This is a genomic window from Streptomyces aurantiacus, assembly GCF_001418335.1.
Taxonomy (GTDB): domain Bacteria; phylum Actinomycetota; class Actinomycetes; order Streptomycetales; family Streptomycetaceae; genus Streptomyces; species Streptomyces aurantiacus.
The window spans coordinates 1-12,523 of the sequence record NZ_LIPP01000236.1; the positions used below are offsets into that span (position 1 = coordinate 1).

General features: G+C 69.4%; 8 protein-coding genes and 1 pseudogene. 5 read left to right on the forward strand and 4 right to left on the reverse strand.

The features are described 5' to 3' along the window. Nucleotides 1-46 precede the first annotated feature (46 nt). Entirely contained in the window at nucleotides 47-286 is a 240-nt protein-coding gene (locus tag AOK01_RS28460) for a heavy-metal-associated domain-containing protein (RefSeq protein ID WP_055516684.1), read from the forward strand. Nucleotides 287-382: 96 nt separating this feature from the next. Continuing rightward, a complete protein-coding gene (locus AOK01_RS28465; RefSeq protein ID WP_055516672.1) occupies nucleotides 383-2,713 on the forward strand; it encodes a heavy metal translocating P-type ATPase in 2,331 nt (776 codons plus the stop codon). A gap of 719 nt (nucleotides 2,714-3,432) precedes the next feature. Here the strand turns inward: AOK01_RS28465 and AOK01_RS28470 are convergent. From AOK01_RS28470 to AOK01_RS28480, 3 genes are all read right to left on the reverse strand, one after another. Then, complete coding sequence (locus AOK01_RS28470) at nucleotides 3,433-4,722, reverse strand: citrate synthase (protein WP_055516673.1); 1,290 nt, start codon at nucleotides 4,720-4,722, stop codon at nucleotides 3,433-3,435. Nucleotides 4,723-4,995: 273 nt separating this feature from the next. After that, nucleotides 4,996-7,278: an SF1B family DNA helicase RecD2 gene (recD2, locus tag AOK01_RS28475; protein WP_055516675.1), complete on the reverse strand. Its 2,283-nt coding sequence runs from the start codon at nucleotides 7,276-7,278 to the stop codon at nucleotides 4,996-4,998. A 207-nt stretch (nucleotides 7,279-7,485) separates the two neighbouring features. After that, on the reverse strand, nucleotides 7,486-8,793 hold the full coding sequence (locus tag AOK01_RS28480; RefSeq protein ID WP_157871516.1) for an eCIS core domain-containing protein: 1,308 nt from the start codon (nucleotides 8,791-8,793) through the stop codon (nucleotides 7,486-7,488). A 744-nt stretch (nucleotides 8,794-9,537) separates the two neighbouring features. On the opposite strand from AOK01_RS28480, the gene AOK01_RS28485 reads away from it, so the two are divergent. Then, nucleotides 9,538-10,161 (forward strand): nuclear transport factor 2 family protein, encoded by a 624-nt coding sequence (locus AOK01_RS28485; protein ID WP_157871518.1) that lies wholly within the window; start codon nucleotides 9,538-9,540, stop codon nucleotides 10,159-10,161. A gap of 33 nt (nucleotides 10,162-10,194) precedes the next feature. On the opposite strand, the gene AOK01_RS28490 is transcribed toward AOK01_RS28485, so the two are convergent. After that, nucleotides 10,195-10,992, reverse strand: a complete 798-nt coding sequence (locus AOK01_RS28490) for an SAM-dependent methyltransferase (protein WP_055516680.1) — start codon at nucleotides 10,990-10,992, stop codon at nucleotides 10,195-10,197. Nucleotides 10,993-11,458: 466 nt separating this feature from the next. On the opposite strand from AOK01_RS28490, the pseudogene AOK01_RS46645 reads away from it, so the two are divergent. Then, nucleotides 11,459-11,638: pseudogene (locus AOK01_RS46645) on the forward strand (hypothetical protein); the annotation flags it as partial. A gap of 104 nt (nucleotides 11,639-11,742) precedes the next feature. Further along, on the forward strand, nucleotides 11,743-12,523 hold a 781-nt coding region (locus tag AOK01_RS28500), incomplete at its 3' end, for a ribokinase (RefSeq protein ID WP_055516682.1).

Sequence of the window (12,523 nt, forward strand, 5' to 3'; positions counted from 1 at the left end):
CTCGACCATCTCGACCATCTCGACCATCTCGACGAGGAGCAACGACATGACCGCCCAGACCGACACCCCTGGCTCCGTCACCACCGTCTACCAGGTGAGCGGGATGAGCTGCGGACACTGTGAAGGCTCGGTCTCCAGTGAGATCTCCGAGCTCGCCGGCGTCACCTCGGTGAAGGCGGTCGCCGCCACCGGCGAGGTGACCGTGGTGTCCGCCGCGGCACTCGACGAGGAGGCGGTACGCGCCGCCGTCGACGAGGCCGGCTTCGAGCTCGCCGGCAAGGCCTGACACCCGTCTTCCACGTCTTTCCTCCCATCACACCGGGCCGTACCGACCAGCTGATACTGGCTCCGTACGGCCCGGTTCGTTCCCTGGAGCACGGACATGACCACCAGCACCAACGCAGCGACCGCTCCGGCCACACCGCCCGACGCGACCGGCTCGACCGACGCGCCGACGCAGGTCCAGCTGACCATCGGCGGGATGACCTGCGCCTCCTGCGCTGCCCGGGTCGAGAAGAAGCTCAACCGCATGGACGGCGTCACCGCCACGGTGAACTACGCGACGGAGAAGGCGAAGGTCTCGTACGCGGACGGGGTGCGGGTCGCCGACCTGATCGCCACCGTGGTCAAGACGGGCTACACAGCCGAGGAACCCCCGCCACCGCCACAGCCCCCGACGGCCTCCGCCGACGCGAGTTCCACCGCCAGTGGCCGCCCGGCCGCCGAGCAGCCCGACCCCGAGCTGGCCTCGCTGCGCGAACGCTTCGTCGTCTCCGTGCTCCTCGCCGCCCCCGTCGTCCTGCTGTCGATGGTTCCGGCGCTCCAGTTCGACAACTGGCAGTGGCTCGCGCTGACACTCGCCGCGCCGGTCGTCGTCTGGGGCGGGCTGCCCTTCCACCGGGCCGCGTACACGAACGCCCGGCACGGCGCCGCCACCATGGACACGCTGGTCTCGACCGGCACGCTGGCCGCGTTCGGCTGGTCCCTGTGGGCGCTGTTCGGGGGCGACGCGGGAATGGAGGGCATGCGGGACGAGGGCTTCTCCTTCACCGTCTCCCGTGAGCAGGGCTCCTCGGCGATATACCTCGAAGTCGCCGCCGGGGTCGTGGCCCTCATCCTCCTCGGGCGCTATCTGGAGGCCCGCTCCAAGCGCCGTGCGGGCGCCGCCCTGCGCTCCCTGATGGAACTGGGCGCCAAGGACGTCTCCGTCGTACGGGACGGCCGTGAGGTCCGCGTGCCGGTGGGCGCGCTGGCCGTGGGCGACCGTTTCGTCGTACGGCCCGGCGAGACGGTCGCCACCGACGGCACCGTCGTCGAGGGCACCTCGGCCGTCGACGCGTCGATGCTGACCGGCGAGTCGGTACCGGTGGACGTGACCGTGGGCTCTGCCGTCACCGGCGCGACCGTGAACGCCGGCGGGCGGCTGCTCGTCGAGGCGACCCGGGTCGGCACCGACACCCAGCTCGCCCGGATGGCGCGGCTCGTGGAGGACGCGCAGAACGGCAAGGCGCAGGTGCAGCGGCTCGCCGACCGGGTCTCCGGAATATTCGTACCCGTCGTGCTGCTGCTCGCAGTCGCCACCTTCGGGGTCTGGCTCGGCGTCACCGGTGACACGGCCGCCGCGTTCACCGCGGCCGTCGCCGTGCTGATCATCGCCTGCCCGTGCGCCCTGGGCCTGGCCACCCCGACCGCCCTCATGGTCGGCACCGGCCGCGGCGCCCAGCTCGGCATCCTCATCAAGGGCCCCGAGGTCCTGGAGTCCACCCGCCGCGTCGACACGATCGTCCTGGACAAGACCGGCACGGTGACGACCGGCCGCATGAACCTCCAGGAGGTCTACGTGGCCGACGGCGCCGACGAGACGCAGCTGCTGCGGTTCGCGGGCGCCCTGGAGCACGCCTCGGAGCATCCGATCGCCCGGGCCGTCGCGGCGGGCGCCGAGGAGCGGACCGGGGCCCTGCCGGCCGTGGACGGCTTCGAGAACGTCCCCGGGCTCGGCGTCCGCGGCACGGTCGAGGGCCACGCGGTGCTCGTGGGGCGGGTCCGCCTGCTGGAAGAGGCCGGGATCGCGCTGCCCGACGAGCTGGCCGCGCTCAGGACCCGGGCCGAGGAGGAGGGCCGTACCGCCGTGGCCGTCGCCTGGGACGGGGCGCCGCGCGGTGTCGTCACCGTCGCCGACGCGGTCAAGGAGACCAGCGCGGAGGCCGTCCGCGCGCTGCGCGCCCTGGGGCTCACACCGATGCTGCTGACCGGGGACAACCGGACCGTCGCCGAGTCCGTCGCCCGCTCCGTCGGCATCGACTCCGCCGACGTGATCGCCGAGGTGCTGCCCGAGGGCAAGGTCGACGTGATCAGCCGGCTGCGGGCCGAGGGGCGGGCCGTGGCGATGGTCGGCGACGGCGTCAACGACGCGGCCGCGCTCGCCACCGCCGACCTCGGCCTGGCGATGGGCACCGGGACGGACGCGGCGATCGAGGCGAGCGACCTGACCCTCGTACGGGGGGACCTGCGGGTGGCCGCGGACGCGATCCGGCTGTCGCGCAAGACCCTCTCCACGATCAAGGGAAACCTCGTGTGGGCCTTCGGCTACAACGTGGCGGCCCTGCCGCTCGCCGCGGCGGGATTGCTGAACCCGATGATCGCGGGCGCCGCCATGGCGTTCTCCTCCGTGTTCGTGGTGACGAACAGCCTTCGCCTCAGGGCATTTTCATGACGAAGAGGTAGGACTCCCCTAGAGTCCGGCACACCTCTTCACATAAGCTCTTCACACGGCGCGCGCATCTTCCTTACGCTGGAGCGCCAGCAGTAATATCGGGGCTCTTGTGCATCTTCAGGACATATGCAAGAGACACAGATCACAGTGATGCGAACGTAACCATCGAAGGGGTTCGTGAGTCTAGATTGACGATGCCAGAGACGTCTTGGGGGGCGTTTCTGACATCTGAGGACGTCTTGGGGGATGTTCTCGGAATTGCGTTGCCGGGACACGTACAGCGGGGAGCTTTGAGCGGCCCTCCCGTACGTACGGGTCCCGGCAGACCGCAGGGCGGTACGCACGAGTAATACGTAGGGTGGACACGCAAGGCACGCAGGGTCAGCACCTAAGATCCAGCACGCACCAGCACGCAGGATCAGTACGCAGATTTTTGCTCGTTTTGCTCGCAGCGATTCAGGCGCTGCCTTCAGACGCCCGGCCGGATCCCGTGGGGGGAATCCGCACCGGGACATGGGAAGGCGCCCCGACTCCGGCCCGTGGGGGGACCGGCAGCGGGGCGCCTTCCTTCTTGTTTTTTTAGGCTCGGTTCGCCTCCGGGGCGCAAAAGCCTGTGCCGAGACCGCGACCGTGCTCGACCCTCCTTCGTCGGGCCTCCGCGCGCTCACGGTCTCGGCACAGGCGCGCCCCTTCGGCTCACTCGCCGTAGGGCGCCGTTGCTACCGCTGCTCGACCGGGATGAAGTCCCGCTCGACCACGCCCGTGTAGATCTGGCGCGGGCGCCCGATGCGGGAGCCGGGCTCCTTGATCATCTCGTGCCACTGAGCGATCCAGCCCGGCAGCCGGCCGAGGGCGAACAGGACCGTGAACATCTCGGTCGGGAAGCCCATCGCCCGGTAGATCAGACCCGTGTAGAAGTCCACGTTCGGGTAGAGGTTGCGCGAGATGAAGTAGTCGTCGGAGAGCGCGTGCTCCTCCAGCTTGAGCGCGATGTCCAGGAGCTCGTCGGACTTGCCGAGGGCCGAGAGGACGTCGTGCGCGGCCGACTTGATGATCTTGGCGCGCGGGTCGAAGGACTTGTACACCCGGTGGCCGAAGCCCATCAGGCGGACGCCGTCCTCCTTGTTCTTCACCTTGCGGATGAAGGAGTCGACGTCGCCGCCGTTGGCCTTGATGCCTTCGAGCATCTCCAGGACCGACTGGTTGGCGCCGCCGTGCAGGGGGCCCCAGAGGGCGCTGATGCCGGCGGAGATCGAGGCGAACATGTTCGCCTGCGACGAGCCCACCAGACGGACGGTGGAGGTCGAACAGTTCTGCTCGTGGTCCGCGTGCAGGATGAGCAACTTGTCGAGCGCGGAGACGACGACCGGGTCGAGGTCGTACTCCTGCGCCGGGACCGAGAAGGTCATGCGCAGGAAGTTCTCGACGTAGCCGAGGTCGTTGCGCGGGTAGACGAACGGGTGGCCGATCGACTTCTTGTACGCGTACGCCGCGATCGTCGGCAGCTTAGCGAGCAGCCGGATCGTCGAGAGGTGGCGCTGCTGCTCGTCGAACGGGTTGTGGCTGTCCTGGTAGAACGTCGACAGCGCGGAGACCACCGACGACAGCATGGCCATCGGGTGGGCGTCACGGGGGAAGCCCTGGAAGAACCGCTTGACGTCCTCGTGCAGCAGGGTGTGCTGCGTGATCTCGGTCTGGAAGGTGGAGAGCTCGTCGACCGTGGGCAGCTCGCCGTTGATCAGCAGGGAGGCCACCTCAAGGAAGGTGGAGCTCTCGGCAAGCTGTTCGATCGGGTAGCCGCGATAGCGGAGGATGCCCTGCTCACCGTCGAGATAGGTGATGGCGGATTTATAGGCGGCGGTGTTCCCGTATCCGCTGTCCAGCGTCACCAGACCGGTCTGGGCGCGGAGCTTCCCGATGTCGAAGCCCTTGTCGCCGACGGTGCTGTCGATCACCGGGTAGGTGTACTCGCCGTCGCCGTACCGCAGTACTACAGAGTTGTCGCTCACGTCATCCCTCACCGACGTTGTGCCTCTTCTTCGAGGTGCCCTGACTGTCTCTACCATCCCCCATTTGGCGCAGGAGAGTGCACTCGGGGTCGACCATTAGGCCTATTGGCGGCACTCAGTGCCGCCAATCTAGTCATCCTGCCCGTTCCCCCGGCCTTCCGAAAGTGCCGTGTGACGTTTCCGACTCATTTGATCGATCATTTTTTACCTGCGGCCCGGTGAGGCGTGCCTCACGGCCCGGTGAGGCTTCCCCCGCCCCCGCCCTCAAGGAGGTCAGTCCGGGAGACGGCCGCCGGCCAGCCGGAAGTCCAGGGCCGTGCACCGGCGCCCGGCGGACACCGTACGGACCGCCTGGCCGATGGCCTTCCGCGAACCGACCAGCACCACCAGCTTCTTCGCGCGGGTGACCGCCGTATACAGAAGGTTGCGCTGGAGCATCATCCAGGCCCCCGTGGTGACCGGGATGACGACCGCCGGATACTCGCTGCCCTGGGAGCGGTGGATCGTCACCGCGTACGCGTGCGCCAGCTCGTCCAGTTCGTCGAACTCGTACGGAACCTCCTCGTCCTCGTCCGTCAGGACCGTGAGGCGCTGGTCGTCGAGGTTCAGGGAAGTCACCACTCCCACCGTGCCGTTGAAGACGCCGTTCTCGCCCTTCTCGTAGTTGTTGCGGATCTGGGTGACCTTGTCGCCGACGCGGAAGACCCGGCCGCCGAACCGCTTCTCGGCGAGGTCGGGGCGGGCCGGGGTGATGGCCTGCTGGAGCAGGCCGTTGAGGGCGCCGGCGCCCGCCGGGCCGCGGTGCATCGGGGCCAGCACCTGGACGTCACGTCGGGGGTCGAGCCCGAACTTGGCGGGAACACGCCGTGCCGCCACGTCCACGGTGAGCCGGCCCGCCTCCTCCGTGTCGTCCTCCACGAAGAGGAAGAAGTCCTTCAGCTTGTCCGTCACCGGCTGCTGACCCGCATTGATCCGGTGGGCGTTCGTCACCACACCCGACTGCTGGGCCTGCCGGAAGACCTTGGTGAGCCGCACCGCCGGGACGGGGCCGCGCTCGGCGAGCAGGTCGCGCAGCACCTCGCCCGCGCCGACGCTGGGCAGTTGGTCGACATCCCCCACGAAGAGCAGGTGCGCGCCCGGCGGCACCGCCTTGACCAGCTTGTTGGCGAGCAGCAGGTCCAGCATCGACGCCTCGTCCACGACCACCAGGTCGGCGTCCAGCGGACGGTCCTTGTCGTACGCCGCGTCGCCGCCCGGCCGCAGCTCAAGGAGCCGGTGCACGGTCGAGGCCGCCGCGCCGGTGAGCTCGGCGAGGCGCTTGGCGGCCCGGCCCGTCGGCGCGGCGAGGACCACCTTCGCCTTCTTCGCGCGGGCCAGCTCCACGATCGAGCGGACCGTGAAGGACTTGCCGCAGCCGGGCCCGCCCGTGAGCACCGCGACCTTCTCGGTGAGGGCGAGCCGCACGGCCTGCTCCTGCTCGGGGGCCAGCTCCGTCCCCGTACGGCCCTTGAGCCAGGCCAGTGCCTTGTCCCAGGCCACGTCCCGGAACCCGGGCATCCGGTCCTCGTCGGTGCGCAGGAGACGCGACAGCTGGGCGGACAGGGACAGTTCGGCCCGGTGGAAGGGGACGAGGTAGATGGCTGTCACCGGGTCCCCGCCGTCGAGGCCCGGTACCCGTTCACGTACGACGCCGGGGTCCTCGCCCTCCTCCGGCGGAGCCGCCAGTTCCGCCAGGCACTCGATGACCAGGCCCGTGTCCACCTGGAGCAGCTTCACCGCGTCCGCGATCAGCCGCTCCTCCGGGAGGAAGCAGTGGCCCTGGTCGCTGGACTGCGAAAGGGCGTACTGGAGACCGGCCTTGACGCGCTCCGGGCTGTCGTGCGGGATGCCCACGGACTGGGCGATCTTGTCGGCGGTGAGGAAGCCGATGCCCCAGACGTCGGACGCGAGGCGGTAGGGCTGGTTCTTGACGACCGAGATCGACGCGTCCCCGTACTTCTTGTAGATGCGCACCGCGATGGACGTGGACACCTCGACGGTCTGGAGGAAGAGCATGACCTCTTTGATCGCCTTCTGCTCCTCCCAGGCCTCGGCGATCTTCTTGGTGCGCTTGGGGCCGAGTCCGGGCACCTCGATGAGCCGCTTGGGCTCCTCCTCGATGATGTCCAGCGTGTCCAGCCCGAAGTGCTGCGTGATGCGGTCGGCGAAGACCGGGCCGATGCCCTTGACCAGCCCGGAACCGAGGTAGCGGCGGATGCCCTGGACCGTGGCGGGCAGCACCGTCGTGTAGTTCTCGACGGTGAACTGTTTTCCGTACTGCTGGTGGGAGCCCCAACGGCCCTCCATCCGCAGCGACTCGCCCACCTGGGCGCCGAGCAGCGAGCCGACGACCGTGAGGAGATCACCGCCGCCGCGGCCGGTGTCGACCCGGGCGACGGTGTAGCCGTTCTCCTCGTTGGCGTACGTGATCCGCTCCAGCACGCCTTCCAGAACGGCCAGGTTCCGCTCCCCGCCTGCCGCCGGCGCCCCCGCGCGCATCCCCGTCTGATTGGACATGATCCGACGCTACCGCGCGGGTCTGACACCGACGCGTGAGGATACGAGGTAGGGGGACACGAGGTAGGGAGATACGGGGTATCGGGCGGGCAGTCCCTCCGGTCTCCGCCGGGGCATGCCCGTTGCCTCAGCGGGCAACGGGCAGCGGGCATGCCGTCCGACGCCGGCGGACCAGACAGTGGATCAGGCAGTGGGTCAGGCAGTGGATCAGCGGCGGCGGCGTCCCGGCTCCGCGGTCACCACGTCATAGCCCGGGTCGGCCGACGACTGCCCGCCGCCGTAGCCGCCGCCATAGGTCCCGTAGGGGCCATAGGGGTCGGCCGACGACTGGCCACGGGGTTCGGCCGTGACGACGATCGCGCCGCCGTAGGAGTCCGACGCGTAGGAGCCGCCCCCGGCCGGCGGGCCTGCGTAGTCCATCTCGGGCGACGCCGACCTGCGGTTCTGCTCATAGGGGGCGCCGACCCATTGAGGGCCGTAGCGGTCCATGTACTTGCTCTCGCTCTTGGATGCCCGCTTGCCGCCGTTGCACTGCCTGCACAGGCAGCGGAGGTTGCTCGGGTCGCTCGCCGCGTTCCTGGCATCGTCCCAGCTGATCGCCGTGACGTCGCGGTAGATGCCATCCCCCACTGGCACGGTCCATTCCATGGGGTCCACCGAACGGTGCACGTAGGCGAGGATGCCCTCGACGTGGTCGATCTCGTACCAGTTGTCCTCCTTGGCCTTCTTGGAATCCCCCTTGCTGAGAACCATCTCCCCACACTTGTCGCACTCGTATCGAAGAGTGCGGGTTCGTGAGCTGATCTTGGAGTGCGTCGACGCCAGCACCGCGGCCACGGCCCCTTCCGTCCAGGTGAGCTGACTCCGGGTGCCGTCCCAGAGACGCTCGCCGTCCGGTCCGCTGCGCGGTACCGCAACCCGCGCGGCATCCGCCAGAGGGTCCCGTTCGCGCCTGCTGCTGGAGGCACCCGCGCGGGTCCGCCCGTGGGTGCGGGGCGCCGACTCGTTGTCGATACGGTCGCTGTCCCGCTGGGTGTAGGTCCGTTCGGACCGCCGGGCCATACGCTGCACGGGCGCTCCGGCGGCCTGGTCCGCAGCCGGCCCCGTGACGGACGAGACCAGCCGCTGGATGCCGGCGGAGGGCGCACTGGCGTTCTCCATGGCGGCGGCCTGCCGTTCCTCCGGCGAGTGCGGATCCGAGACGCTGACCCCGTTCCCGTTGTCGTTGCCCGAGACGGGGCCCGCTGCCTGCTGGATGGTGTGCGCCACCTCGTGCAGCACCTTCGGGCGCGTCATGGCGCCGTCGAAGACCATGTGGTTCCTGGAGGTGTACGCCTCGGCGCCGACCTCCCGAGCCGACTGCCGGGCCTGTGCGTCGGTGTGCACCCGCAGGTGCGACAGGTCCACGCCGTAGACCGACTCGGCCACCGCACGCATCGGGCCGTCGAAACGCTGACCAGGCGTATTGACGACATCCGTGACGGACGAGCGGCGCTGCACGGATGCGTCCTCCACGGATGAGCGTTGTACCGCCGAGCGCTGCGCGGACGGCGTGTGACCACATCCGCCGCCACACCCTGCGCCGTGCTGTCCCTGCCCCTGCCCCTGACCCTGCTCCCGTGCGAGCCGCTGGACGACAGCGGCGTTGCCCGCCGTGCTCTGGAGTTGCCGTACCTGTACGGCCGTCAGCTGGTCCCCCGCTCCGACAGCCCGCTGAACGGCCGACGCACTCCTGACGACGCGTGCCGGTCTCGACGGGCCATCCAGAGCTTGACCCCGGTCCGACTCTTGCCGCGTGCGCATATGTCCACTCCGCCGATGTCGATGCGGGGTCGCGTGTCGATCCCCTGCTTGCCATGACATGGCATGGACGCCGCCGTGGGAAGAGCCTCAAGGGCAGTCACGTCGCCCTTACGTGCAAGACCACGGTAACCACACCGCTCACTCACGGATCATCCCCGTACACATTCCCGTAACCACGCCCGAACGGCGGCCAGTTCGAATACGGCGGCCAGCGCGAACCGGAGTTCGTGGGCGAAGAACGCGGTCGCTGCCTGGGGTGCGCCATGCGCCACAGGATGCGCTGTGGACACGCATCGACACCTGTCGACTACTCGGCGAGGATGTGCTCTTCAGATCGAGAGCAACCTGCCCATGTCGACTGGTTGACGGGACCGAATGTCGACACTTACCGTGTCGGCGGCGTACGTAACCGGCAGTCCCGCAGCCTCACGGCACCCCAAGACGATCGAGGTCTGCATGAGCAAGAAGAAGCAGCAGAAGAAGCAAAAGGAGAAGGAGAAGAAGGAGGAGAAGAAGCAGGACCGGCTGAACGGGCACCGGGCCCACCGAGCCCCCACACTGCCGCTCCAGGCGTGGGCCCATCGCGAGGGGAAGATCGACATGCGTCCCCTGGAGGAGGCCGACTTCGGTCCGGAGGCGCTCGCCGCCCGCGCCCGGATCGCGGACGCCTTCTACCGGTTCGGCATCGCGCACGACGAGGCCCGTATCGATGTCGTGGTGTCCTGCTTCACCGAGGACACCGTCTTCGAGGTCGCGCAGGGCCGGGCCGAGCCCTTCACCCGGTTCCGCGGCCGGGCCGAACTGTTCGACCGGCTCACCCGTATCGTCGCCGAACAGGGCGACCAACGGCGGCACGTGATCAGCAACGTACTGGTCGACGAACTGGACCTCGCCGCGGGCACCGCCTCTGCGCTGGCGTTCAGCGCTGTCACCGTCGCCGCGGACGGGCTGAGCCTGGGCGCCAGTGTCATCTACACCGCCCGCCTGCGCCGTGAGCGGGACGGCTGCTGGCGGTTCAGCTACTTCTTCATCGGCATGGACTCCTACGCGGGCACCAGGCCCGCGGCGGGCGAGAAGTAACCGCGACCGCACCGCCGCCGTGGGGCCGGTGATTCAGTCGGTCTTGCGCGCCACGCCTCCGTAGAAGCCGATCTCGCCGGACCTGTCCGGCGGCGGGGCGTCCGGGCGCCAGAACGGGACCTGGGTCAAGCCGGGCTCGATCAGTTCGAAGCCGTCGAAGAGCCGCTCGACCTCGGCGCGGGACCGCAGGTTCATGGTGGCGGTCGCGTTGTTGTAGACGGCCTGGGCGTCGCTGCGGTCGGCGAAGTCGCCCGTGGCGTGCGAGAGCACCAGGTAGCTGCCCTTCGGCAGCGCGTCACGCAGAGTGGAGATGATCTGCCCGGGATTCTCCGCCTCGGTGATGAAGTGGAAGATGGCGACCAGGAGTACGGCGACCGGCTCGTCGAAGTCGATGACCCGGCGGACGTCGGGGTGGTCCACGATGGCCTGCGGGTCGCGCAGGTCGGCGAGCACGATGCTGGTGGCGCCGAATTGGCTGAGCAGCGCGTCGGCGTGCGCCTTCACGATCGGGTCGTTGTCGACGTACGCGACACGCACGTCCTGCGCCACTTCCTGAGCGATCTCGTGCACGTTCGGAGAGGTGGGCAGCCCGGTGCCGATGTCGAGGATCTGGCGGACGCCGCTGCCCACGATGTACCGGACGGCACGCCGCAGGAAGGCACGGTTGGCCCGTACGCCTATCCACACCTCGGGGGCGACAGCGGCGAGTTTGTCGGCGGCCTGCTGGTCCGCCTCGTAGTTGTCCTTGCCGCCCAGCAGGTAGTCGTAGATCCGCGCAGGGTGTGGCCTGCTGGTGTCGATCTCCTCGGCACGGAAGCCGTCCTTACCCACGCTGAGCTCCTCTCGACCACCGCCACGGCCTGTGCCTGCGAACGGTTGCGAGCAGCTTCCCATACCAACCTCGGTACGGGCGCCCGCGGTTGCCTGCCCGGCGGCACGACGACGGGCCGCCGGTGCGCCACGAGCGGCTGAGCACTCACTCGCGTACGGCGGCCAGTTCGAACCACACCACCTTCCAACCGGCCTGCCCGGGGAGGGCGATGAGCGGGGGTCAGTGGGCGGATTCCCGGGCGCGGGACATGCGTTGCTCTACGCGGACGGGGCAGTGCCCCGACTCGACACCGTTCAACTGGACTCGGCGCACGGACCGGACTTCACCCACGCCGAGGCTCAGCTCACGAAGCACCGTTCTCATCTGAACTGGATGGATGGCGCGGCAATGACCTCGGCAGCATCTCGCGACCTCATCCACAAGATTGCTCGCGAACTGTAGGAGACGTCGTGACCGACCACATCAACTGGGGAAGCCCCGTTCTGCGGCGAGGGCAACAACTGCTTCCGCCTCGGCACCGATCCCACCGGCAACGCCTACATAGCCGTGACCGGCGCCGAAGACACCCCCCTCACCGACACCCGCCAAGCCCTCCGCACCCTCATCCTCGACATCAAAGCCGGCAAAGCCGACCACCTCCTCTGACCGGGAACCGGCTCGACGGCACGTCCGACGGTCCGGAGGCCGGCGCTGAGGGCACGATGTACGCGTCCGTGGCACAGCTCAGCCACCCGTACCGGAGGCAGCCCATGTTCGACTACGACCTGCTGGTCGTGGGGTCGGCCAACGCCGACCTGGTCATCTGTGTCGAGCGGCGGCCGGGCGCCGGGGAGACCGTGCTCGGTTCCGACCTGGCCCTGCACCCCGGCGGCAAGGGCGCCAACCAGGCGGTCGCCGCCGCCCGGCTCGGGGCGCGTACGGCACTCCTCGCCCGGGTCGGCGACGACGCGCACGGCCGGCTGCTGCTCGACTCGCAACGGGCGGCCGGGGTCGACACGGCCGGGGTCCTCGTCGGCGGTGCGCCCACCGGGGTCGCCCTCATCACCGTGGACCCGTCCGGGGACAACAGCATCGTGGTGTCGCCCGGCGCGAACGGCCGGCTGACCCCGGACGACATCCGCGCGGCACCGGCAGCGGCCCTGCTCACGGCCTCCCGGGTCGTGTCGGCCCAGTTGGAGATCCCTCTGGAGACGGTCACGGAGGTCGTACGGGGTCTGCGGCCCGGCGCCCGCTTCGTACTCAATCCGTCTCCGCCCCGGGAGTTGCCCCCGGACGTGCTCGCGGCCTGCGATCCGCTGATCGTGAACGAGCACGAGGCGCGGGTTCTGCTCGGCGCGGACGTGGGCGGGACAGCTGTGGGCGGGACGCCCGAGGAGTGGGCCGGGGCGCTGCTCGCGCTCGGGCCGCGCTCGGTCGTCGTCACCCTGGGCGAGGACGGCGCGCTCGTCGCCGACGCCTCGGGCACGGCCCGGGTCCCGGCCGTGAAGGTGAACGCCGTGGACACGACCGGCGCCGGCGACGCCTTCACCG

Coding starts and splice junctions, on each gene's coding strand:
- AOK01_RS28460 (WP_055516684.1), top strand. CDS start 47: ATGACCGCCCAGACCGACACCCCTGGCTCCGTCACCACCGTCTACCAG.
- AOK01_RS28465 (WP_055516672.1), top strand. CDS start 383: ATGACCACCAGCACCAACGCAGCGACCGCTCCGGCCACACCGCCCGAC.
- recD2 (WP_055516675.1), bottom strand. CDS start 7,278: ATGTCCAATCAGACGGGGATGCGCGCGGGGGCGCCGGCGGCAGGCGGG.
- AOK01_RS28485 (WP_157871518.1), top strand. CDS start 9,538: ATGAGCAAGAAGAAGCAGCAGAAGAAGCAAAAGGAGAAGGAGAAGAAG.